General features: G+C 64.7%; 21 protein-coding genes. 10 read left to right on the forward strand and 11 right to left on the reverse strand.

What is annotated here, in order from left to right:
- The first annotated feature begins 243 nt into the window (after window positions 1-243).
- From OXH60_04280 to OXH60_04295, 4 genes are read left to right on the forward strand one after another with little or no spacing between them, the layout of a single operon-like run.
- Entirely contained in the window at window positions 244-1,170 is a 927-nt protein-coding gene (locus OXH60_04280) for a hypothetical protein (GenBank protein MDE0711335.1), read from the forward strand.
- Between the two features lie 2 nt (window positions 1,171-1,172).
- Window positions 1,173-2,186, forward strand: a complete 1,014-nt coding sequence (locus tag OXH60_04285; protein MDE0711336.1) for a VWA domain-containing protein — start codon at window positions 1,173-1,175, stop codon at window positions 2,184-2,186.
- The gene (locus OXH60_04290; protein MDE0711337.1) at window positions 2,180-2,788 is read left to right on the forward strand and encodes a hypothetical protein; all 609 of its coding nucleotides are present in this window, start codon (window positions 2,180-2,182) and stop codon (window positions 2,786-2,788) included. The genes OXH60_04285 and OXH60_04290 overlap by 7 nt, the downstream gene beginning before the upstream one ends.
- Window positions 2,785-3,831 (forward strand): VWA domain-containing protein, encoded by a 1,047-nt coding sequence (locus tag OXH60_04295; protein MDE0711338.1) that lies wholly within the window; start codon window positions 2,785-2,787, stop codon window positions 3,829-3,831. Before OXH60_04290 ends, OXH60_04295 begins: the two co-directional genes overlap by 4 nt.
- Window positions 3,832-4,012: 181 nt before the next feature.
- On the opposite strand, the gene OXH60_04300 is transcribed toward OXH60_04295, so the two are convergent.
- From OXH60_04300 to OXH60_04315, 4 genes are all read right to left on the reverse strand, one after another.
- A complete protein-coding gene (locus OXH60_04300) occupies window positions 4,013-4,588 on the reverse strand; it encodes a hypothetical protein (protein MDE0711339.1) in 576 nt (191 codons plus the stop codon).
- A complete protein-coding gene (locus OXH60_04305) occupies window positions 4,581-7,529 on the reverse strand; it encodes a sarcosine oxidase subunit alpha family protein (protein ID MDE0711340.1) in 2,949 nt (982 codons plus the stop codon). The genes OXH60_04300 and OXH60_04305 overlap by 8 nt, the downstream gene beginning before the upstream one ends.
- Window positions 7,526-7,813 (reverse strand): sarcosine oxidase subunit delta, encoded by a 288-nt coding sequence (locus tag OXH60_04310; GenBank protein ID MDE0711341.1) that lies wholly within the window; start codon window positions 7,811-7,813, stop codon window positions 7,526-7,528. Before OXH60_04310 ends, OXH60_04305 begins: the two co-directional genes overlap by 4 nt.
- Window positions 7,814-7,970: 157 nt before the next feature.
- Complete coding sequence (locus OXH60_04315) at window positions 7,971-9,221, reverse strand: sarcosine oxidase subunit beta family protein (GenBank protein ID MDE0711342.1); 1,251 nt, start codon at window positions 9,219-9,221, stop codon at window positions 7,971-7,973.
- A 163-nt stretch (window positions 9,222-9,384) separates the two neighbouring features.
- Between OXH60_04315 and OXH60_04320 the strand changes: the two genes are divergently transcribed.
- From OXH60_04320 to OXH60_04330, 3 genes are all read left to right on the forward strand, one after another.
- Window positions 9,385-10,287, forward strand: a complete 903-nt coding sequence (locus tag OXH60_04320; protein ID MDE0711343.1) for a GlxA family transcriptional regulator — start codon at window positions 9,385-9,387, stop codon at window positions 10,285-10,287.
- A gap of 208 nt (window positions 10,288-10,495) precedes the next feature.
- Window positions 10,496-11,848 carry an ammonium transporter gene (locus OXH60_04325; protein MDE0711344.1) on the forward strand — a complete coding sequence of 451 codons (1,353 nt, stop codon included), beginning with the start codon at window positions 10,496-10,498 and terminating at the stop codon, window positions 11,846-11,848.
- Window positions 11,849-11,928: 80 nt separating this feature from the next.
- Window positions 11,929-12,147: a hypothetical protein gene (locus tag OXH60_04330; protein ID MDE0711345.1), complete on the forward strand. Its 219-nt coding sequence runs from the start codon at window positions 11,929-11,931 to the stop codon at window positions 12,145-12,147.
- A gap of 77 nt (window positions 12,148-12,224) precedes the next feature.
- Here the strand turns inward: OXH60_04330 and OXH60_04335 are convergent, their stop codons facing one another.
- A complete protein-coding gene (locus OXH60_04335) occupies window positions 12,225-13,568 on the reverse strand; it encodes an FAD-binding oxidoreductase (GenBank protein MDE0711346.1) in 1,344 nt (447 codons plus the stop codon).
- 140 nt (window positions 13,569-13,708) lie between these two features.
- On the opposite strand from OXH60_04335, the gene OXH60_04340 reads away from it, so the two are divergent.
- Window positions 13,709-14,680 (forward strand): GlxA family transcriptional regulator, encoded by a 972-nt coding sequence (locus tag OXH60_04340; protein ID MDE0711347.1) that lies wholly within the window; start codon window positions 13,709-13,711, stop codon window positions 14,678-14,680.
- A gap of 57 nt (window positions 14,681-14,737) precedes the next feature.
- Window positions 14,738-15,298, forward strand: a complete 561-nt coding sequence (locus OXH60_04345) for a hypothetical protein (GenBank protein ID MDE0711348.1) — start codon at window positions 14,738-14,740, stop codon at window positions 15,296-15,298.
- Between the two features lie 113 nt (window positions 15,299-15,411).
- On the opposite strand, the gene OXH60_04350 is transcribed toward OXH60_04345, so the two are convergent.
- The 5 genes from OXH60_04350 to OXH60_04370 form a co-directional block, all read right to left on the reverse strand.
- Window positions 15,412-15,822, reverse strand: coding sequence for a hypothetical protein (locus tag OXH60_04350; protein ID MDE0711349.1), 411 nt, complete (start codon window positions 15,820-15,822; stop codon window positions 15,412-15,414).
- Between the two features lie 16 nt (window positions 15,823-15,838).
- Window positions 15,839-17,215: an FMN-binding glutamate synthase family protein gene (locus tag OXH60_04355; GenBank protein MDE0711350.1), complete on the reverse strand. Its 1,377-nt coding sequence runs from the start codon at window positions 17,213-17,215 to the stop codon at window positions 15,839-15,841.
- A 47-nt stretch (window positions 17,216-17,262) separates the two neighbouring features.
- Complete coding sequence (locus OXH60_04360) at window positions 17,263-18,105, reverse strand: GXGXG motif-containing protein (protein ID MDE0711351.1); 843 nt, start codon at window positions 18,103-18,105, stop codon at window positions 17,263-17,265.
- A complete protein-coding gene (locus tag OXH60_04365) occupies window positions 18,093-19,028 on the reverse strand; it encodes a glutamine amidotransferase (protein MDE0711352.1) in 936 nt (311 codons plus the stop codon). Before OXH60_04365 ends, OXH60_04360 begins: the two co-directional genes overlap by 13 nt.
- A gap of 65 nt (window positions 19,029-19,093) precedes the next feature.
- Window positions 19,094-20,563 (reverse strand): glutamine synthetase, encoded by a 1,470-nt coding sequence (locus OXH60_04370; GenBank protein MDE0711353.1) that lies wholly within the window; start codon window positions 20,561-20,563, stop codon window positions 19,094-19,096.
- 296 nt (window positions 20,564-20,859) lie between these two features.
- Here OXH60_04370 and OXH60_04375 point away from each other — a divergent pair, with 296 nt between their 5' ends.
- Window positions 20,860-21,600, forward strand: coding sequence for a FadR/GntR family transcriptional regulator (locus OXH60_04375; protein MDE0711354.1), 741 nt, complete (start codon window positions 20,860-20,862; stop codon window positions 21,598-21,600).
- 42 nt (window positions 21,601-21,642) lie between these two features.
- Here OXH60_04375 and OXH60_04380 read toward each other — a convergent pair whose 3' ends face one another.
- Window positions 21,643-22,470, reverse strand: a complete 828-nt coding sequence (locus tag OXH60_04380) for a carbon-nitrogen hydrolase family protein (protein ID MDE0711355.1) — start codon at window positions 22,468-22,470, stop codon at window positions 21,643-21,645.
- Window positions 22,471-22,491: the final 21 nt, after the last annotated feature.

Below are 22,491 nucleotides of genomic sequence, written 5' to 3' on the forward strand. Positions count from 1 at the left end.
CCGACCAGCACTCGTGTTCAGGCTGGGCAGCGTCTTGCCGCAACGCGAGGCGGGGTCATCGGCGAGAGCTCCGGTACGCTCGGGGGCACGGGCTCCCCCCTGGCCCCTGCGCCAATTCGATCCGAGTGGCAGCCGAGGCATGCCCTCGCGAAATTCATCTCCGGCCGGACTGCGTCCGACAAATCCAGCGGCAGCCGGCGAATCGAACTTCCCAGAGCCCGTCCGGTCAGCCCGGTGCCGAACTTGCGCGGATCCATCTGCCTGAGGCTTGCGGCCGTGCTGACGGGGTTGCTGTTGACCGTGTCACCGCCCGTGGATGCCGCCGTCGAGCATCTGTCGGTGAAGACCCCGCGGTCGTTCGGGTACGTGATCGGCGACACGATCGAGCACGAGGTGTCACTGGCGCTGGATCCCGGATTCGAGCTGGACCTCCAGTCCATCCCGGAACCGGGGCGTGTGAGCCGTTGGCTGTCCCTCAATGACGTGGCGCACGAGGGCAGGAACCGGGACGGCACCTCCCGCCACACCATTCGCCTCCGCTTCCAGGTGGTGAATGCGGCCCAGGGCGTGATTGGGGCCGGCACGCCGCCGCTGAGTCTTCGAATCGTCGGACCCGAGGATGATTTCCCGGTGGTGGTTCCCGGTTGGGCTTTCACGATTTCCCCGATGCTGGCCCCGGAGAACAGGCCACCCGGGCGCCTGCCGGATCTGCGGCCGGCTCTGCTCCCCGAACCTGCTTCGACCACGATGCGCACGGCACGCGTCACTGCGCTGGGCGTGCTGGTGCTTGGTCTGGCCGCGCTGATCGCCCGGCGGCATCTGGCAGGGCAATTCGGAATGCGGACGCACGGGCACTTCGAGCGTGCCTACCGCCGGATCCAGCACCGGATGAAGGGACCCGGAGCGCCGGTGGCGTACGCGGACGCGCTGGTCGAGATGCACGCTGCATTCAATGCCACCGCAGGCCGGGCCGTGTTCAAGCATGATCTCGAGCGTTTCTTCGTCGAGCACCCCCGCTTCAAACCGCTTCAAGCGCCGATCTCGGCACTGTTCGCGGAGTCGGGAGCGGTGTTCTATGGCAGCGGCACGGACTCCACCACGGACTCCCGGAGCCTGGACAGCGTGCGCGACCTGTGCCGGGCGTGCCGCGACGTGGAGCGCATCCCGTGAGCATGTTCGGGATCACGCTTGGAGTGGTGCACGGCTGGCCGCTGGCGCTCCTTCCGCTCGCGGTGCTCCCTTTCTTCCGGTCAGTCACATCGGCCGTGCCGTACTCGTGGCTTGGGCTGCTGCTGCCCGATCCCGTCTCCCGCTGGACCGACCATCTCCTCCGCGCGATCGGAAGCCTCGCGATCATTTCGCTGGTGCTCGCGGCAAGCGGCTTGCACCGGTCCGCATACGAGGTCGAGCGGCTCGGCCACGGGGCGCACATGGTGCTGCTGGTCGACCGGAGCACCAGCATGGACCAGCCGTTTGCACGCAGGACCGCCGCAAGCGCGACGAACCAAGGGAGATACCGGCCCAAAGGGGAGGTAGCGCGCGAACTCCTGTCAAAGTTCGTCGCCGAACGGCGCAACGACCTGTTCGGGATGGTCGTGTTCAGCTCCTTTCCGATCCCGGTGCTTCGACCCACCGATCGCCACGCGGTCGTGCACGCGTCGATCGCCGCGGGCGACGTGGGACGCGGGCTCGCCGAAACCAACATCGGGGCCGCGCTGGAGCAGGCGCTCGATTACTTCGAGGGCGAGCCGTATACCGGGGCGCGGATCGTGGTGCTGGTCTCCGACGGCGCAGGGGAGATTTCACAAACCCCGAGGCTCCGCATCGCCCATCGGATGCAGCGGTTGCGTGCATCCCTGTACTGGATCTACATCCGATCCGAACGGGGGCCGACGATCCTTGCCACGTCCGAACCGGGCGATGACGCCGCGGCCTTGCGGATGACGCCGGAGCGTGCGCTGCACAAGTTCTTCTCCAGCCTGGGCAGCTCGTACCGGGCCTATACGGCCGAGAACCCGGAGGATCTCGAGAGGGCGATTGCCGACGTGAACCGCCTGCAGAACCTTCCCGTGCGTTACCTGGAGACCATCGCCAGGCGGGATCTCACGTCCGCGTGCCTTGCAGCCGCCCTGGCGTGCCTCGTCCTGCTGGTCGGGGCGAAACTCTCGGAACGGTCGGCATGGTAGGACCGAACCGCAGGCGGGCGGGCGCAGGCGACCCGGGAGCGCCTCCCCACAGGCGAGCCGGCCTCGCTGGCGGGAGCCCCTGGTGGTACCTCGCGGTTCTCCTGCCGCTGGCGGGAGCCCTCGCCCTCGATCTGCACGGTCTGCTGGAAGACCGGCGAGTCAACCGGGCGCTGGCCCAGAATCAGGTAGCGTTCGTCGCGGAACGCGACACTCTCCGCGGTTCGCTCGCCCGCGCCTACCGACTGCATGCAGGCGGGGAGCTCAGCGCGGCGGTTGCCGCCTACGGCTCAGTCGCGCTGGACGAGGAGCCGGAATTACGCGCAGTGCAACTCTTCAATCTCGCGAACCTCTACCTGGAGCAGGCGGTGGAGCTTGAGCGGGCCGACGAAATGCAGTCCTCGGTGTCGCTCGTGGAGCTCGCGAAGCAAAACTACCGCGAGATTCTTGCCCGCGACCCCCACCACTGGGACGCCCGTCACAACCTGTCCCGCGCGCTTGAAATGCTCCCGGACATTGCCGCGGTCGACTACGAGAACGAGCGCAACCCTGAACGCAGCCCGCGGGCGCGACAAGCGGCCCGAACCTACGAGGGTTTGCCGTGAGCTTCGTGGGTTCGTCGGGTCGCCGCAGCCCCCTGGCGAGCGGCCAGCTCGGGTTGCTGGCGTTGGCCTCGGCGCTGGCGGTGACCGCTCTTGGCAGACCGGTGCTGCCTCTGTCATCCGACGTGTTCCGACACCTGATCGTGTTCGACATCACCCAGAGCATGAATGTCGGCGATGCTGTGCCCTTGGACGACGGGCCAACGACGCGTCTGGAGCATGCCAAGGCCGCGGTGCTCGAAGCGACGGCGGCTCTCCCCTGCGGCTCCGAGATCGGGCTGGCCCTGTTCACCGGTCACCGGGCCTTTCTCGTACTCGCGCCGGTTGAGGTGTGTGCGAACTACGCCGACATTTCCAACGTCGTGGACGCGGTGGACTGGCGCATGGCCTGGGCAGCCCGCAGCGAAATCGCCAAAGGAGTCCACTCCGGGCTCACGATCGCCGAGGCGCTCGGTTCAACCACCTCGCTGGTGTTCGTCACCGACGGACACGAGGCCCCGCCCCTGCATGCTGAACTTCGACCGCGATTCACGGGCGATCCCGGCTCGGTCCGCGGATTGCTCGCCGGTGTGGGCGGCTCGGTACCGCTGGCGATCCCCAAACTTGACCCGCAGGGCCGGAATCTCGGGCATTGGGAAGCGGACGAGGTCATTCAGGTGGACGAACTCTCGCTCGGACGACCGACGAGCGTTCCGGAGAGCTACGCGGGGGAAGAGATCGGAGACGTGGAGGCTCGCATCGCTTCGGGCACCGAACATCTTTCGATGCTGCGTGAAAGCTACCTCCGATCCCTGGCGAACGAGCTTCGGCTGCACTATCGGCGAGTGGGAGACACCGGCGATCTGAAGCAGGCACTTCAGCATCCCGAGTTGGCCAATGACACCGAGGTGTCGAGAAACCTTCGGCCCCTGCTCGCCGGCATGGCCGCCCTGCTCCTGGCCGGGAGCTACCTCCTGCCGGGGAGATGGCGGCGTGGTCGCGCCGCCGGGGCGTCCCGTTCCGAACAGGGAGTCCAGGTCCCCGCCGGAGAGGCGGACCGTGCCTAGCGAGAAACGCCCCGCTCAGGAGACCGTCTGACCGGAGGGTTTTCCAGCCGATCGTCCTCGGGGTGGTGAGCGCGATGGCGCGAGATGCCCGGTCACGACGGGACCGACGCCTCCGGCTCCGGCTATCCGTGTTTAGGAGTTGCTGCGAGTCACGCCGCGTCCCTGCGTTCGGCGAGGGCTCCTATTCCGACACATGCTCGACCGACAGCTCCACCGCGTGCCGGAAGGAGCGCGCTGACGAACGCGGGCTCATGAGCAGGAAACTGTCCGCGCCGTCGCGCAGGACAATCACCGAGAGGTGCTCCATCGCGGTGCGCGCCACCCTGTCCTGCGGGAAGACCCGGTCGTCAAGGTCAAGGGGACAGATGCGTTCCAGCGCCGTGCGAACGCCGACGCCGGTCATCCGCAACATCGCCCAGCTGTCCGACTGATCGGTGACGTAGGCGGCGGACGCGAGGGCGGCTGAAACGGTTACGGCCGGCCGGTCCGGGTCCGGTGGTGCGAACAGGATGAACACCTGGTCCGGCTGCATGCCAAGGACACGGGCCGCGTGCCTGTCACCGAGAGTCGAGTCGCCGGTCGCCGGTCGCGCCGCGCCGAAGCCGCGGACGAGCGCAGCGGCGAAGGCCTCGTCGCCGCCCCGCGGGACGGCTGCCGAAACGAGCGCCAGATCGGTGACCTCGGCGACGGCGACGGTACCGATCGTGCGCTCGTGGCCATCGAGCGGCGCGCGCGCCGTGAGTTCGCGGTCAGGCACGAAGCAGTTCCCCGTCCGGATCGTGGAAATGCGGCGAAACGATCTCGACGTGAACATCGCTGCCCTGCAGCGCGTCCCAGGCCCGGAGGGTCTCGCCGACGCGGGCGTGCCCTTGCCGGACAAAACCGAGACCGATGGACGTTTCGAGGGTCGGCGAATACGCCACCGAGGAGATCCAGCCCTCGTCATTCGCCGTGTCGGCCGGCGCGTTGAGCGCCAAGAGGTGTGCACCCGCCGTCAGTTCATCGCCGGAACTGAGCGGTTTGAACCCCATCAGCTCCATCCCGTCGTCGCGGTTCATCGCCGGCCGTTCAGACAGCACGTTGCCGATACAGTCCTTCCGCTTCGACACCATGCGCTGCAGGCCGAGCATGCGGGCGGTGGTCTGGCCGTTCAGTTCGTTGCCGGCAGCATGCCCTTTCTCGATGCGCATGACTCCGAGCGCCTCGGTGCCATAGGCAACCGCGTCGAACTCCTCGCCGGCTGCCATCAACGCCTCCATCAGGGCTTCGCCGTAACGCGCCGCGACCGCGATCTCATAGGCCAGTTCACCGGAGAAGGAGATGCGGAAGAGCCGGGCCGGGGTACCGCCGCACACGCTGACCTCGGCACACGCCATGAACGGGAATGCCTCGTTGGAAATGTCGTGTTCCGGATCGACGACCTTCGCCAGCAGCCGGCGCGAATTCGGGCCGGCAACTGCGTACTGCGCCCACTGTTCAGTCACCGAGATGAGGTGGACGTCCAATCCCGGCCACAGGCACTGGCGGGCGAACTCCATGTTGCGGAACACGAGAACCGCGTTCGCCGTCGTCGTCGTCATGACGAAATGGTCCTCGCCGAGACGGGCCGTCGTGCCATCGTCGTAGGCAATGCCGTCTTCACGCAGCATCAGCCCGTAGCGCACCTTGCCGACTGCGAGCTTGGCAAAACCGTTGGCATAGATCCGGTTCAGAAACTCGGCGGCGTCACGGCCCTGGATATCGATTTTGCCCAGGGTCGTGACATCGCAGATGCCGACCGAGCCGCGGGTGCCGGTCACCTCGCGATCAACGGACTGCCGCCAGTGGGTCTCACCTGCCTGCGGGAACCATTGGGCGCGCAGCCACATGCCGGCATCGACGAAGACCGCCCCCCGTCCTTCCGCCCAGTCGTGGCTCGGCGTCAGGCGGGTCGGCCGGAAGTCCTTGCCCCGCGACCGCCCGGCGAAGGCCGCGATCGGCACCGGCGTGTAGGGGGCCCGGAACGCGGTCGTGCCGGTCTCCTGGATGGTGCGGCCGGTCAAACCGGCCATGATGGCGAGCGCCAAGACGTTCGCCGTCCTGCCCTGGTCGGTCGCCATGCCAAGCGTGGTGTAGCGCTTCAACAGCTCCACCGAGCGGAAGCCCTCACGGTGCGCCTGCTCCACGTCCTTCACGGTCACATCGTTCTGCAGATCCAGCCAGGCCCGGCCTCGGCTTTCCCGGACATGCCAGAAGGGTGCGGCCTCGGTCGCTTCGTCGCTCGCGACCGGCGGCTCGCCCGCGGCAACGGCAAGCCCGAGTTCACCGAGCGCGGCAGCAGCCGCCCGATGTCCGTCGGCGAGAGCGCCCGCAGTCGTGAAGCCGCCCGCGGCAGCACCGGCGACACTCATGCCGCCGGGGAGCCGGTCGCCGGGGACAAAACTGGCGATCGCGTCACGCCAGACCGGCCTGGCGCCGTGATGACAGGCGAGATGGACGTTCGGGTTCCAGCCGCCGGCAACTGCGAGGCAGTCCAGCGCGATCCGCTCGCCCGTCGCCAACGTGATCCCCCTCAGGCCATGACGGCCCCAGGTGCCCACGACCCGGCTGTTCATCCGGATCCTGGCGTCGGCGACGGCCGCGGCCGGATCCGCATCCCGCACGTCGATGACGGCAGCGATCGGGACGCCCTTGGCTGAGAGGTCGCCAGCCGTACGCCATCCGTCGTCGTTGTTGGTGAACACCCCGACCCGACGGCCGGTACCCACGGCGAACCGGTTGGCGTAGGTACGGACCGCGCCTGCCAGCATGATCCCGGGCCGGTCATTGCCTCCGAACGCAATGGGTCGCTCCGTGGCTCCCGTGCACAGGATGGTCCGCCTGGTATAGAGCCGCCACAGGATTTGCCGGGGTTTGCCCATGGCGGCGGCCAAGTGATCGGTCCGACGTTCCAGTGCGCCGTAGACACCGTGGTCGTAAGCGCCAATCACCGTGGTTCGCGGCATCAGGCGCACCCTGTCCATGGATGCCAGTTCGCGCACGGCGTCGGCGGCCCAGGCCGCCCCGGGCCGGCCGTTCACTTCGTGGGACTCGGCGTTCAGCCGGCCACCCATGAGAAAATCCTCGTCGGCAAGGATGATCCGCGCCCCGCTGCGTCCGGCTTCGAGTGCGGCGGCAAGGCCCGCGGGACCCGCACCGACAATGAGCAGGTCGCAGTGCAGGAAGCCCTTGTCGTAGCCATCCGGGTCGGCCTCGCCCGACAGGCGGCCGAGCCCGGCAGATGCCCGGATGGCCGGCTCGTAGACCCGCTCCCAGAAAGACCTGGGCCACATGAACGTCTTGTAATAGAAGCCGGCCGAAAGGAAGGGCGCGAGGAGGTCATTGACCGCCAGCAGATCATGGCGCAGCGAGCCAAGGTAGTTCTGACTGGTGGCCTCCAGCCCGTCGAACAACTCGGCGACGGTCGCCCGCGTATTTGGCTCCCGGTACGCACCGCTCCGCAATTCGACGAGCGCGTTCGGTTCCTCCGAACCGGCCGAGAACACGCCTCGGGGCCGGTGATACTTGAAACTCCTGGCCACCAGCCGGACCCCGTTGGCGAGCAGCGCCGAGGCCAGTGTGTCGCCGGGATGTCCCGTCAGGCGCCGGCCGTCGAAGTGAAAGGCCAGCGTTCGGCCGCGCTCGATCGCGCCACCGTCGAGCCGGAACGCACCGCTCACCGGTCCCGTCCCCGGGCAAGTGCGACATCGCGCGCCAATTCGACCCCCACGATCTCGTGGGTCAGCGTGTTGCGGGTCACGACCAGCCAGGACCGATCGCCGTGTTCGTGAAACCAGAGCTCCCGGTGCTCGCCGGCGGGGTTGTCCCGGATATGGAGGTAATCGTGGAACAACCGAGCCGCGTTCTCGTCCCCCGGATCGGGCCGGTCGATCAGGCAGGCATCGCCGAGATAGACGAACTCCGCCGCGTCGCGCGGGCCAAGCAGAGGGTGGTCAATGATCATTCCTTCACCCCGCCGCTCGCCACGGCCTGCGGGCTTCTGCCCTGAGGCCGCTCAGCCATTGGTCCCGCCCACGTCGAACGCGGCCGCCCGAGTAGCCACCCTCCGGTGAGCAGTCTGGATTGCGACAACGACATGGTCTCTTTCTCTCCCGGCCCGGCTAGTGGAGGTTGGCCTGGGCACCCATGCCCTTCTCGTCGATCACGGCACCGGTCACGAAACGGTCAAGCCGCATCGCCTCCGCCACCCGATGCGGCACGCCGGTCGCCATCAGGTGGGCGAGGCAGTAGCCGCCCGCCGGGACTGCCTTGAACCCGCCGTAGCACCAGCCGCCGCTGAAAAAGAGGCCTTCGACCGGCGTTCGGTCGATGAAGGGCGACCCGTCCATCGACATGTCGACGACACCACCCCACATGCGCAGCACGCGGGCGCGCCCGATCATCGGCATCAGCGCCATGCCGCCCTCGCAGACATCCTCCACAGTGGGTAAGTTGCCGCGTTGCGCGTAGGTGTTATAGCCGTCGATGTCGCCGCCGAAGACGAGCCCGCCCTTGTCCGATTGGCTGACGTAGAAATGCCCGGCGCCAAAGGTGATCACCCCGGGGATCGCCGGTTTCAGCCCTTCGGTCACGCAGGCCTGCAGCACGTGGCTTTCGATCGGTAGCCGCAATCCCGCGAGGCCCATCACCTGACTGGAGGAACCGGCCACACAGACGGCCACCTTGTCGGCGCTGATCGCCCCGCGGGTGGTCTCGACCCCTCGGCAGGCCCCGTCACGGATATCGAACCCGGTGACCTCGCAGTTCTGGATCACGTCGACGCCTCGCTGGTCGGCGCCCCGGGCATAGCCCCAAACGACTGCATCGTGCCGTACCGTGCCGCCGCGCGGCTGCCACAGGCCTCCCTTGATCGGGAAGCGCTCGTTGTCGAAGTCCAGGAAGGGGCACTTCCGCCGGAGGGCCTCGCGGTCCAGCAGCACCGCGCCCGCTCCGGCCAGGAGCATCGCATTGCCGCGCCGGACAGCCGCATCGCGCTGTGGGTCAGTATGGAACAGGTTGATCAGCCCGCGCTGCGAAACCATGGCGTTGTAGTTGATGTCCTGTTCCAGGCCCTCCCACAGCTTCATCGACAGTTCGTAGAACGGCTCATTGCCGGGCAGCAGATAGTTGGAACGGATAATCGTCGTGTTGCGACCCACATTGCCGCTGCCGATCCAGCCTTTCTCCAGCACCGCGATATCGGTCAGCCCGTGGACCGATGCCAGATAGTAGGCCGTGGCCATGCCGTGTCCGCCCCCGCCCACGATGACCGTGTCGTAGTGCCGCTTCGGGTCCGGCTCGCGCCACACCGGCTTCCAGCCGCGGTTGCCGGTCAAGCCTTCCTTCAGGATCTGCAGGACGGAATAGCGCATGACGTCCTCTGCCAAGACCTGATTGATGCGTCGTTCGCGCCGCCGGTGCTTTCTGAAAAAGGACGGATCTATTATGATTTCGGACATGCTGGAGTCCCGGTTGGTCAACCGCCGCGTTGCCTTCGTCTTGGTCGAGGGCTTCGCCCTGATGTCCTTCGCGGCCGTGACCGAGCCCCTGCGCGCGGCCAACCTGCTGGCTGGCAGGCGCATCTACGAACTGTTCCATTTCGCCGCCGGACCGGGAGCCACGAAGACGCTGAACAGCTCGTCCGCAGCCTCGGTCACGGTCGGTGACCTGCAGGAAACGACGGAAACCTTTGATCTCGCGTTCGTCGTTGCAGGAGGCGACCCGGTCGGCTTTCGCAGTCCCCGACTGTTCCAGTGGCTAAGGCGACAGGCGCAGCACGGCTGCATGCTGGGAGGTGTGTCCGGCGGACCGGCGATCCTTGCCAGCGCAGGCGTCATGGACAACCGGCGGATGACGGTTCACTGGGAGCACTATGCCGCCCTCGCCGAGCGTCATCCCGGCCTCCTTCTCGAACGCACCCTCTACGTCGTCGACCGGGACCGGATGACATGTGCCGGGGGGACGGCTCCGCTGGACATGATGCACGCTCTGATCGCCGAACATCACGGACCGGACTTCGCCCGGAAGGTCAGTGACTGGTTCATGCACACCGATGTCAGGCCTGCCGGAGGCCCGCAGCGGGCCGGACTGGCGCAGCGCTACGGCACCAACCGTCCCGCCGTTCTGGCCGCGATCGAGGTCATGGAAAACCACGTTGCGGACCCGCTGCCGCTCACCGTCCTCGCCCAGGTGGTCGGCGTGAGCGTCCGCCAACTGAATCGCCAGTTCAAGGCCGGGCTGGGCCGCAGTGCCGGGGGGTTCTACCGGGCTCTCCGCCTCGAGAAATCCCGAGAACTGCTGCATCAGACCAGCCTGCCCGTTCTCGAGATCGCGATCGCCACGGGCTTTTCCGGCGCGGCACATTTCGCGACCGCCTACCGTCAGCGGTACGGCGCGGCACCGTCACACGATCGCCTGGAAGCGCTGCACGGGCACTGACTTTGAAACATTGGAACGTGTTCAATCGAGACCAATTCTGACCAATTTTTCGCTGAAATGATTGAAGTATCCGATGGAAAGCGCCATGCTGCCCGAGAACGGATATTTGCCGGCCGGCGGACAGTTGGTTGGAACCGGTTCTTGCGGTACGACCCACGGAGCGCGGCGCGATGAGACAGCCGTTCGAGTAACCGGGGGAGCCAAAACCGTGGAAGGCAATCTTAATGCCCTGACAACGGTGTTCACCGAGTTCTATTACTGGGCGACCATACCGTTGATGTTTTTCATTCATATCGGCTTTTGCATGTACGAGGTCGGCGCCAGTAGGCGGCGCAATCACCTGCATACGCTGATGAAGAACACGATGCTGATCCCATTGGTGACGATCACGTTCTTCTTCTTCGGCTGGTGGTTGTACTGGGCGATGCCGAACGGCCCGTTCATCACCGGCGGCCTTGACACCGAAATGGCGGCAGCCAACACCGCCTGGTCGGAGAACATGGGTCCGCATACCGGCGACCGCATAACCGGCGTGTTCTGGGCAGCCTTCCTGCTGTTCTCCTGGACGGCAGCTTCCATTGTCTCCGGCTCCGTCATCGAACGGATCAAGTCCGGCGCGTTCTGGATCCTTGCGGTGGTCATCGGATCGGTCGCATGGATTATCGACGCAGCCTGGGGCTGGCACTACGGCGGCTGGATGGTCCAGTTGCTCGGCTACCACGACGCGTACGCCTCCGGCGTGATTCACGCGATCGCTGGGGGATTCGCGCTGGGTGTCCTTGTCGTCCTGGGGCCGCGGCTTGGCAAGTTCGCCAAGGACGGCACTCCCCGAAGCATCAATCCACACAACCCCTGGATGGTGTGTCTCGGCCTGTTCTTGATCTACGCGGGCTTCTGGGGCTTCTACGTGGCCTGCAACGTCCCGATCATCGATCCTGGCGGCATTGGCGGGCAGATCACCGGCGATACCTGGACAGCGACAACGATTTACCTGACCCCGACGACACTCGGTGCCATCACGGTGAATTTCCTGATGTCGCTTTCGGGCGGATTGCTGGTCGGCTTCCTCGCCTCCAAGGGCAATCCTTTCTGGACCTATTCCGGTGGACTTGCCGGCATCATCACGGCGTCGGCCGGGAACGACCTGTATCACCCGATCCACGCGATGATCATCGCCGGCATCGGTACCTACTGTGCCTACAAGCTGCACTACTGGGTGGAAGAGAAGTTCAAGATCGACGACGCGGTCGGCGCGGTGGCAGTGCACGGCTACGCCGGCTTCATCGGTCTGGTGATTTGCGGCTTCGTGCTGTGGGGTCACCCGAGCTCGCCGTACGAAGGCTACGCGGCCATCAATCCGCTCGGCCAGTTCATCGGCGCGATCATCATGTTCTTCGTGCTGGGATTCGTGCCGGGCTGGATCGTGGCCAAGATCCTGGCGGCAATGGACCTGCTGCGGATTCCAAGGCGGGTCGAACTGCTGGGACTTGACTTCAAGTCCAACCGGGAAGAGCAGGCGGCTGCGGCCGATGTCCGCTCAACCGAGAAGGCGGCCGTCTGACAGGCTCGCTACCCCATTCGCCTGAGGGCCCGCCGGCAGGCATCTGCCGGCGGGCCAGCGGCCAGAGAGGAGACTGAAGCATGGCTACGACAGGTATCGAAAGCTGGGCGGTCGATCTGAAGGACATCGGCGCCATCTACCCGTTCCAAGGCACGGAAGGGCTGTTCGTGCTCGCGGGCGTAATCCTGTGGCTCGGCTGGCATCTTTTGCAGATGCGCGCCGAAAACGAGGAGTATGACGGCATCGTGAGCCAGCACGGCGACGACGCCAGCGTCAACCAAGCGCTCGACGGCGACTGACTGAAGGGGGGCGCGGGCGACCGCGCCCCCTTACTGCACCGCAGTGTTTCCGCCCCGGTCCTTGCGCTGCCGGGCGGTCAGCTCCAGGGAAACGGGCTGTTGCTCAGCGGATGCAGCTTCCCATCCGCGTAGCGGCTGAACCGGAAAGGCTCCAGCAGGGCCTGCTTCCGGCCCATGATCTCGTCGGCAACCAGGTGCCCGACACCGATCATCTTGAACCCATGGTTGCTGTCGGCGATGACGTAGACGTTCTCGCAGAAGGTGTCGAATACCGGAAAGCTGTCCGGTGTGAAGCACCCCAGGCCACCGGACGGTTCTTTCTTGAATTTCCCGATCTGGCCGGTGAAGCGTTCCTGGCAGAAGGCCAGGGCCGAGCACCACATGTGGGCGAAGTCGGGGCCGACCACGAACTCGGGCGAATCCGGGCCGTAGGGATCGATCGCCACATCGTCCGCCGGAGTCTTCACCTCGTACGGCATGCCGCCGCCCTGGACTCCGCCGAAATGGAAGTCCGGCTTGTAATAGATCCCCCACGGCTCCTCGGTGATGACCGAGCCATCGACATCGGAGCGGAGCGGCACGTCGGTGTCGACGTGGATCACCGGCGGCATGCCGCCGTCGTTGAGCTTCTGCAGGCCGGGATCCACCCCGATGACACCCTCCTCCAGGCACCAGTAGCGCCATGTCGGAATCCCACGGTGCATCGTACCGTCGGGGCCCTTGATCGACACTTCACGCGGCAACTCGAGCAGGTCCCAGATCGTCTTGACCCAAGGACCCACGGCCACGATCACCTGGTCGCACTCGATCGTGCCCCGGTCGGTGACCACGGCCGTCACCGCGTCGGACTGGCCGCCACGCTCGAATGCGCTGACCGACACACCGGTGAGAATGCGGACGCCCCGGGCCTCAGCCTTGTCCGCCAGGCCGTAGATGGCGGCAGTGTTGTTCGCATAGCCGCCTTTCTTCTCGTGCAGGACGGAGGTGATGCCGTCGGCACGCCAGTCGTTCAGGAGGCCGCGCATGTAGGCCGTGCAGTCTCGCTGGCCCTCGATGAACTCGGAGGGGTAGCCGATCGCCTTCTGCTGCTCGTAGATGCTGGTCACATCTTCACGCATGGCCTCGTGGCTGACCTGCATGTAGCCGACCGGGTGATAACTGAAGGCCTTTGGATCGGATTCCCATACCTCTACGCTGTGCGCCATCAGTTCGCGCATCGCCGGCTGGAAATAGTTGTTCCGCACGACGCCGCAGGCGATGCCGCTCGCACCGGCGGCGATCGCGGTCTTGTCGATCACCAGGATGTCCTGGCCGCCACCCTTGCCAGCCGCCGCCGATTGCTCGGCGAGTCGCCAAGCGGTCGACAGCCCGTGGACTCCGGCCCCGATCACGACATAGCGGGCATGTGTGGGAAAACTCATGGAAATGCCTCATCTGGCGGGGCCGCAAGAGCGGAAGTCGACCCATTCTGCGTATTTCGAATGTTCGACAAAACAACTTTCCGGACAACAAAAGGCATTATTGTGCCACAGCACGGCCGTATTTCAGGGGACCGGGAGCGATGGTGAAGTCGGTTCAGGTGGAATTCGTACTGGTGCCGGGCTTTTCGCTGCTGTCCCTGTCCTGTGCGGTGGACGCCCTGCGAGCGGCGAACCTGGTCCTCGGCCGGACGGTTTACGCGTGGCGCCTGTCTGCCGACTTCGATGCCTTGGCATCCGGGGACGGTGTGCCCTCCTCTAGCGATATCCGTCTCTCGGCGGTACCTCTGGCAGCCCGGAGTTCATCGGACACGCCACCGGATCTGCTCGCCGTGGTCGGTGGTGAACGATCTCACCACTATGATTCCGAGGCACTTGCAGTATCGCTGAAGCGGGCCGCAGCCCGTGGCGCCCGGGTCGGGTCGATCTCGGACGGCGCCTTTCCGGTCGCCGCCAACGGGCTGTTTGACGGCTATCGCTCGACCATTCACTGGAAATGCCTTGACGCATACCGGGAACGGTTTCCCGACCTCGATATCCGCACTTCAATCTACGAGATTGATCGCGACCGGTTCAGCTGTGCCGGCGGAACCACCAGCCTGGATCTCATGCTGACGTTTGTCATGGAGGCGCATGGCGCGAGGACCGCATCCCTCGTGGCGGAAAACTATGCCCACGACCGGATCCGTGAAGCGGCGCAGGAGCAGCACGTCACGGCTGCCATTCGCATGGCGGGCCGGAACCGGCATGTTGCGGAAGCGGCGCTTCTCATGGAACAACACCTGGAAGACCCGCTGTCCGTGGACCGGATCGCTCGCGCGGCAGGCATTTCGACCCGGCAGCTCACCCGGCTGTTCCGCAGCCAGCTGGGACGCTCGCCTGGGCAGTTCTATCTTGACCTGCGGGTCGACCGGGCAGCCAGTCTGCTCCGGCAGACCAGCATGAGCATTTCGGAGATTGCCGTCGGTTGCGGTTTCCAGTCAGCTTCCCACCTTGGCCGCTTCCTCAAGCGGCGACACGGCGCGACCCCGGGGCAGTGGCGTCGCGGCCCCTAGTCCGCCGTCTTCCACCTTGCTAACGTCTCCGTCGGCCAACGAGACCGGTCGAGAGTCGTGACTCCCGAGACCCTGCGCCAGCAGTTCCTCACTTGGCAATGCCGCCTTCGCCAGATCGCCATGCGCGAGGACGGCGGGCGGCCTTCCGCAGGCATGCGGCCGAAAATACTGTCGCCCGACCTACGCACGCTTTCCGAAGGCGTGATCGTCCTCCTGGTCCGCAGTGACCCGGCAGAAAGCACGGACTTCTTCCAGTTCCAGCTGAGAAAGAACCATGACCCCAACGAGGTCTACCAGAAAGGCCTGTCCTTTCTGCAATCGACCCACTATCACCGGGCCAGTCAGTTTTCGGACGAAATGACAGCCCTGTTCCTGCCCGAATCCCGGCTTGCAGCACTGCTGGTCGCCCTGCAGGCGTGCCGGCTGGATTTCCGGCAGTTCGGCCAGTCCTATCGCCTGCCCTGCGAGGTGCGCGAACTGGCGCCGGAAGAACCGGCCTACAGGAATACGCTGTGGCACAACCGGCTGTTCAACGCCCAGCTCTCCGACGACGTGCGGATTCTCGGCTTCAAACCGGACTGGAGAGCTGCGACGGAGAGGCAGGTCGAAGCGGGCTGATCCCGACGGATTACCGGCAATCCCGGCGCCAGGCAGACACCGGCATCAACGACTGTCTCGACCTGGCTCCCGCTGGAGGTCAGGCAGGCGAGATGAACAGTGTGCTTCGGGCGTCAGAACTTTCGATAGGCCCGGTAGAGGTCGACCAACGGATGATCCGGCGACATCTGGAACTTGATCAGCATTTCCCGGGCGATCATGTCGCGGTCCTGCTGGTTGTCCGGCAATTCCATGTCTTCGGGAATGGCGACCCAACCGTTGATGTTTCGGTCGAACACTGCGGCCTGCCCGTCGTCGTAACCCATGTGGACGTCTTCCAGCCAGTTGAGGTCATCCCAGCCCATGAATTCCAGGTAGTCCTTCAGAAACGGTGTCAGCCTGTCATAGTCAGGCAGGAGATTGACATCGTACCGGTAGCCGATGTGCTGCCCGATAGCCTGTTCGCGTTCCGAATCAATGCCGTCGCCCTTCAGGAAGTGGTCGACATCGTCGATCTGAGCGCCCTTGTAACCGGATCCCGGCATCCTGTTCCCCTCCCGCCTAAATGTGGTGGTAGTCCTCGACACCAACCGTGAAGTCGGTGCCGGCGAGCGGAACCTGCGCGATCGCGGAGGCCTCCATCGTCAACGCCGCCAGGTCTTCCGGCTCAAGGCTGTGGATGTTGGTCTTGCCGCACGCGCGGGCCATCATCTGCGCTTCCAGAGTCAGCGTGTGCAGGAAATTGTAGACGCGCTCGGCAGCCTCATCGGGATTGAGGCGCTTGCGCAACGCCGGATCCTGCGTGGCCACGCCGACCGGGCAGCGCCCAGTGTGGCAGTGATAGCAGGCGCCCGCCGGCACCCCCATCTCCGATGGAAAGTCAGCTTCCGGGATGTCCTTGTTGCAGTTCAGCGCCATCATCGCCGAATGGCCGACCGCGATCGCGTCCGCGCCGAGGGCAAGCGCCTTGGCGACATCGCCACCGTTGCGGATACCGCCGGCATAGATCAGTGAGATTTCGCCTCGCTTGCCCAGATCGTCGATCGCCCGACGGGCCTGCCTGATCGCGGCCATGCCGGGCACGCCGGTGTCTTCGGTCGCCAGGTGCGGGCCGGCGCCGGTGCCGCCTTCCATGCCGTCGATATAGATCGAGTCCGGGTCGCACTTCACCGCCATGCGGACATCGTCATAGACGCGGGCGGCGCCGAGCTTGAGCTGAATCGGGATTTGCCAATCCGTCGCCTCCCTGATTTCGAGAATCTTCAGCGCCAGATCGTCGGGCCCCAGCCAGTCGGGATGCCGGGCCGGTGAACGTTGGTCGATACCGGCGGGGAGCGACCGCATCTCGGCGACCTGGTCGGTCACCTTCTGTCCCATCAGATGGCCACCCAACCCGACCTTGCAGCCCTGACCAATGAAGAACTCGCACCCGTCCGCCAGCAGCAGATGGTGCGGATTGAAGCCGTAGCGCGACTGGATGCACTGGTAGAACCACTTGGCCGAGTAGCGCCGTTCGTCCGGGATCATGCCGCCTTCGCCCGAACAGGTCGCGGTGCCGGCCATCGTGGCGCCGCGGGCGAGTGCCGTCTTGGCCTCGAACGAAAGTGCCCCGAAGCTCATGCCCGTGATGTAGATGGGAATGTCCAGTTCCAGCGGGCATTTGGCGCGCGGCCCGATGACCGTCTTGGTTTCGCACTTCTCGCGATAGCCCTCAATGACGAAACGCGTCAGTGTGCCTGGCAGGAACGTCAGATCATCCCAATGCGGGATCTTCTTGAACAGGGAGAATCCGCGCATACGGTAACGGCCGAGCTCGGATTTCACGTGGATGTCGTTGATGACTTCCGGCGTGAAAATCTGACTTCTGCCGAGAACGTACTTTTCTTCAGCTTCCAGCTTGGAGTGGCCGTTGCCACCCGGGTTCGGATCGTCCGACATGGCGGTCTCTTTCTTCGTACCTCGTTGCAGGAGAAGCAGGGCTGGTCCTAGAGGACCAGCTTCTTCTCCGTCGGCTCGAGATTGTCGTAACTCCACAGCTGCTTGCCCGCGACGATCTTGGTGAAATGATCCACGCCCTGTCCGGGCAGCAGTTCGTACATCTTCAGCTTGCGGCTCAGCCAGGCGCGATCGAGATCGGTCAGCTGGGCAAAAACGGCATCCACGCCCAGATCCCGGATCTTGCCACCCACGTAGATCGTGCCGTCATACATCGAGTCACCGAGATTCTTGCCGGCATCTCCGCAAACGACGATGCGCCCGCGCTGCATCATGAACCCGGAAAAAGCCCCCGTATCGCCGCCGACGAGAATGGTGCCGCCCTTCTGGTCGATCCCGGTTCGCGAGCCGACCGAGCCCCTGCAGACCAGGTCACCGCCGCGCAACGCGGCACCGAACGTGGAGCCGGCATTCTCTTCCACGACGCAGACCCCGGCCATCATGTTTTCGCCGAACGACCAGCCGACGCGGCCGGAGATCCGGACGGTCGGGCCGTCCAGCAGGCCGCAGCCGAAGTAGCCGAGGCTACCTTCGACGATGATGTTCATCCGGTTCAGGATCCCAACGATCAGCGAGTGTTTGGCACCTGGATTCCGGAGGACAATGCTGCCGTAACCGGAATCCATGAGTTCCCGGATCTTCCGGTTGATCTCCGTCGGCTCCAGTTCGGCGCAATCGATCTCAGCACGTCGGTTGAAGTCGACATCGCGGCCAAAGTGGTAGGCAAAGCCGCCTTCGTGCTCGAGTGTGAACTTCGTCTTGATATCCCGGCCCGTCAGGGGCTCGGTGTGCATGCCCATCTGGGTGGAGGTGGAATCGGTCAGGCCTGCCATACCCGGACCTCCTCATCGTAGGGATCGGTCGTATCGATTTCGTGGGGGAGGATGGCCCGAATCGCGACTTCCTCGGAAGCAAGCGCGACCATGTCGTCCGCTTCGTAGAGCACCATCGGCTTTGCGGCCATCGTGTCCTTGGCCATGCCCAGTTCGTTTCCGGTCGTGATCAGATAGGTGAACACCCCGTCGATCTCGTCGATGGACCTGTGGAGAGACTCCTCGAGCGTCATTCCCTTCTCGAGATTCACCGCCGTGTAGACCGCGAGAAGTTCCGAATCACAGTGGCTGACGAAACGCTGCCCGTCCCGCTCGAGCTGCCTGCGCATCAGCCAGTAATTGGTGATCTGGCCGTTATGGACGACGGCGATATCATTGTACGGATAGGCCCAGTAGGGATGAGCGGAGCGAATGTCGACGTCGGATTCCGTGGCCATCCTCGTGTGGCCGATGCCGTGGGTCCCTTCGAACGTACTCAGGGCGTAGGTTTCGGAAACCGACGCTGCGTCCCCGAGGTCCTTGATCAGTTCCAGGGCGTTGCCGATCGACAGGATTTCCCCGCCCTCGACCTCCTCGATGTGGTCGGCAAGGTTCTTCAGGTCGCCGCCGAACGAAATCCGGGAACGTAGGGCGTATTCCGTCGGCTCTTCCTGTTCCAGTACGTCGACCCCGAGTTCCTCCAGGACCGCGCCGACCGCCGCCTTGCGCTCCCTGATGGCCCGGTGAATCTTGGTCCCGCCGTCCAGGTCCTCCTTCTCAGCAACCTTGAAGCGCATGACGTACTCGTTCGGGCCGGGTGCGCCATACATGGCGAAGCCGGTGGAATCCGGGCCCCGGTGTTTCAATGCCTGCAGCATGGCGGTCATCTCTTCGCCAATCTTGCGGGCGCCGTCGCGATAAATCAGTCCGGCTATGCCACACATGGCCGATCACTCCTTCCAGGGACCCGAGTGTCTGAGGCGGGAAGCTCAAGCATCTCCGGGCGGCCCTACGGCAGACAGTCCAGGTAGGTGTCGATGTCCCATTCGGTGGTCGTGTGCAGGAACCGCTCCCATTCGTCTCGCTTGTACTCGTCGTACAACCGATACATCTCGCCGGGCATGGCGGACTTGATGACCTCGTCGGTAGCGAGCGCGTCCAGCGCGGCGCCCAGCGTCATCGGCAGCCTCTTGACCTGCTTGCCCGCTTCCATTGCCTCGTAGATGTTGCGGTCTTCCGGCGGACCCGGATCGATGTCGTTCCTGATGCCGTCATCGGCCGCCTTGAGGATGGCGCCGGCCATCAGGTGCGGGTTCACCATCGAGTCCACCGAGCGGTACTCGAATCTGCCCGGTGCCGAAATCCGCAGGCCGGTCGTGCGGTTCTGGTAGCCCCAGTCGGCGAATACCGGCGCCCAGAAACCGGTGTCCCAAAGTCGACGGTATGAGTTCACCGTCGAAGCGCCGATGGCAGTCAATGCGGCCAGGTGCTTCACGATGCCGCCAACCACCTGCAGGCCTACCTTGCCCGGCAGCTGCGGATCGTCGGTATCGGGCATGAACGTGTTCTCGCCATCCTTCCGGTACATGAAGTTCTGTTCCATGCCGGGTAGCGGATCGTTATTCAGCGGGACGAGTTCATCCTGGCCACCGCGCCACAGCGAGATGTTGTGGTGACACCCGGAGGCCGACACGTTCATGAACGGCTTCGACAGGAAGCAGGCGATGAGGTTGAACTCGCGGGCGACCTGCGCACAGATCTGACGATAGGTCGTCAGTCGGTCGGCCGTCCGCAATGCGTCGTCGAATGTGAAATTCAGTTCGAGCTGACCCGGCGCGTCCTCATGGTCGCCCTGGATCATGTCCAGCCCCATGGCACGCGAATACTCGATCACCCGCAGGTACACCGGTCGAAGGCTCTCGAACTGGTCGATGTGGTAGCAGTACGGATTGGAAAAACCGCCGTCGGGCTTGCCGTCTTCGCCTTTCTTCAGCCACATCATCTCCGGCTCGGTGCCGTGGCGCAGGTGCAGGCCGTCATGGTCTTCCTGGAACTGCTCGTGGATCCGCCGCAAGTTGCCTCGGCAATCCGCGGTCAGGAATGCGCCCGGGTTCTCGCGTTCCTCCCGGTTGCGGAACAGGGTGCACCACACGCGCGCCACCCGTTTGTCCCACGGCAGCTGGCAGAAGGTCTCCGGCTCCGGGATGCCCACCAGTTCCTTCTCGTGTGGTCCGTACCCGAGGTACTCGCCGTGGCGGTTCAGGAACAGGTTGACGGTCGCGCCGTAGACCAGTTGGAAACCGCGCTCGGCGATGGCTTCCCAGTGATCCGCCGGAATGCCCTTGCCGCAGATCCGTCCGGTGACCGACACGAATTGGAGGTACAGGTACTCGACACCCAACTCGTCGATCTTGCTGCGCACCTGCTTGACCAGATCGTCCCGGCCGTCCTGTCGCACAAAGACTTCGATATCCGTCATGTCGCCTTCCCTTTCTGGCACGCTGTACCGACACCGATCACGCCCCTCCGGCGATTGACGTGACCAATACGAACCATTTAGCTGAATGCGGCCGGACGAACTCGGGTGAAACGATTAGCAGCGAAAAATCAAGAATCCGCGCTAATTCTGGCTCCGCAACGGGCGCGGCCGGATGACCAGCTTGACTGAACGAACGCTACTTTGCACAGTTGCTTGACCAATTGCAAACCAATTACGCCAATATCGACCAATTGGCGGATGTATGCTGTTTGCGGGAAATTCGGGGGAGTGCTGTCGTGGCCGACGCGCGTGCGCCTGTACAAGAATCTCGGCTAACAGCCGGTCCAGGCCTTGCCGAGGACGGCCGGCATGTCGGGTATATCACGACCCAACTGCGCGAGGCCATCCGCAGCGGTTTCTACGTCAACGGGGACCAGTTGCCCGCCGAGCGTGAGCTGGCCGAGCGGTTCGACACCGCACGCAGCACGATTCGCAAGGTCCTGTTCAATCTCGAGACCGACGGCCTGATCGAACGCCGGGTGGGAAGCGGCACCTTCGTCAAATGCGAGGACATGGCGATCAGCGCTGCCCTCGACATCGTCAGCCGGGTCAGTCCACTGGAATTGATCGAGGCGCGGATGGCGGTCGAGCCGTACATGACCCGCCTGGCAGTACTCAATGCGACTGCCAACGAGATCAAGATGCTGGGATCGATCCTGAACGATCTCGACCAATGCCGGAATGACAAGGAGGCCTTCTCCCGGCACGACAGCATGTTCCACGAATGGCTTGCCCGGAGCTCCAAGAATCCGCTGATGCTCCACCTGTATCAGCAAATCAACGCGGTCCGCAGCCATGACCAGTGGGACGCGATGAAGAACAAGATCCTGACACCGGACGAGATCGACGAGTACAACCGTCAGCACCGCGAGCTGTTCGAGGCGATCAAGCGTCGGGATCTGGTCTCCGCAGTCAAGCACATCGGCGACCACCTGGAAAAAGCACGGCAGGACCTGATGGGCGCTGCCGCGCTCTAGCCGGCGCTCCCGTCAAATGGTCTGCTTGCCGGTTAGGCGGTGCTACGGCGACTCTGGCGCAATCGGTCGGTCGTGATCGAGGACAGGGATCTTTTGACGCGCTTCCGCCACGGCTGCCAGGTCGACGTCGGCCACAACGATGCCCTCGCTGTCGCCACCGTCTGCCAGGACCTTGCCCCACGGATCGACGATCAGCGAATGGCCGAAACAGGCGCCGCCGCCCTCGACCTCGCCATACTGGCAGGGCGAGATCATGTAGCAGGCGTGTTCGATCGCCCGCGCCCGATTCAGGACATGCCAGTGCGCTTCGCCTGTTACCCGGGTGAAGGCAGCCGGGGCCGCCAGCATGGACGCGCCGTTGTGGGCAAGCTGCCGGTACAACGGCGCAAACCGCAGGTCGTAGCAGATCGACAGGCCCAGTCCGCCCCACGGCGTGGGCACCACGACCGACCGGTCGCCAGGCGCGATCGTGGCCGATTCCGTCAGTGGACCGGAGTCGAGCACGACATCGAACATGTGGACCTTGTTGTAACGCGCGACGACATCGCCGTCGCTGTTGATCACGTAGGACCGGTTCGAGATCCGGCCGTCTGGGTTCAGCACACCCAGCGAGCCGAGCAGGAACCAGACGTTCCAGTTGCGGGCCGCGGCGGCGAAGGCCGGCAGGACCGGGTGCGCGGCTTCCTCGAAGGCCGCAGGATGAAAGAGGCCATCCTCGGTTCGAAGCCCCGAGAAATATTCCGGCGTGCAGATCAGATCGGCTCCTGCCTCCACCGCCCGCTCCGCGAGGCGCAACGACGTCTCGATGTTGTGGGTAACGTCCGGCGTGGCATTGTTCTGGACGCAGGCCGCGACAAACCTGTTCGACATCGCATTCTCCTGCCGTTCAGC

The organism is Rhodospirillales bacterium (assembly GCA_028824295.1).
Classification (GTDB): domain Bacteria; phylum Pseudomonadota; class Alphaproteobacteria; order TMED109; family TMED109; genus VXPW01.

Bases quoted from the DNA above. Each gene is read 5' to 3' on its own strand.
- OXH60_04285 (MDE0711336.1), top strand. From the start codon at position 1,173: ATGTTCGGGATCACGCTTGGAGTGGTGCACGGCTGGCCGCTGGCGCTC.
- OXH60_04290 (MDE0711337.1), top strand. From the start codon at position 2,180: ATGGTAGGACCGAACCGCAGGCGGGCGGGCGCAGGCGACCCGGGAGCG.
- OXH60_04310 (MDE0711341.1), bottom strand. From the start codon at position 7,813: ATGATCATTGACCACCCTCTGCTTGGCCCGCGCGACGCGGCGGAGTTC.
- OXH60_04315 (MDE0711342.1), bottom strand. From the start codon at position 9,221: ATGCGCTATTCCGTCCTGCAGATCCTGAAGGAAGGCTTGACCGGCAAC.
- OXH60_04330 (MDE0711345.1), top strand. From the start codon at position 11,929: ATGGCTACGACAGGTATCGAAAGCTGGGCGGTCGATCTGAAGGACATC.
- OXH60_04335 (MDE0711346.1), bottom strand. From the start codon at position 13,568: ATGAGTTTTCCCACACATGCCCGCTATGTCGTGATCGGGGCCGGAGTC.
- OXH60_04340 (MDE0711347.1), top strand. From the start codon at position 13,709: ATGGTGAAGTCGGTTCAGGTGGAATTCGTACTGGTGCCGGGCTTTTCG.
- OXH60_04350 (MDE0711349.1), bottom strand. From the start codon at position 15,822: ATGCCGGGATCCGGTTACAAGGGCGCTCAGATCGACGATGTCGACCAC.
- OXH60_04355 (MDE0711350.1), bottom strand. From the start codon at position 17,215: ATGTCGGACGATCCGAACCCGGGTGGCAACGGCCACTCCAAGCTGGAA.
- OXH60_04360 (MDE0711351.1), bottom strand. From the start codon at position 18,105: ATGGCAGGCCTGACCGATTCCACCTCCACCCAGATGGGCATGCACACC.
- OXH60_04365 (MDE0711352.1), bottom strand. From the start codon at position 19,028: ATGTGTGGCATAGCCGGACTGATTTATCGCGACGGCGCCCGCAAGATT.
- OXH60_04370 (MDE0711353.1), bottom strand. From the start codon at position 20,563: ATGACGGATATCGAAGTCTTTGTGCGACAGGACGGCCGGGACGATCTG.
- OXH60_04380 (MDE0711355.1), bottom strand. From the start codon at position 22,470: ATGTCGAACAGGTTTGTCGCGGCCTGCGTCCAGAACAATGCCACGCCG.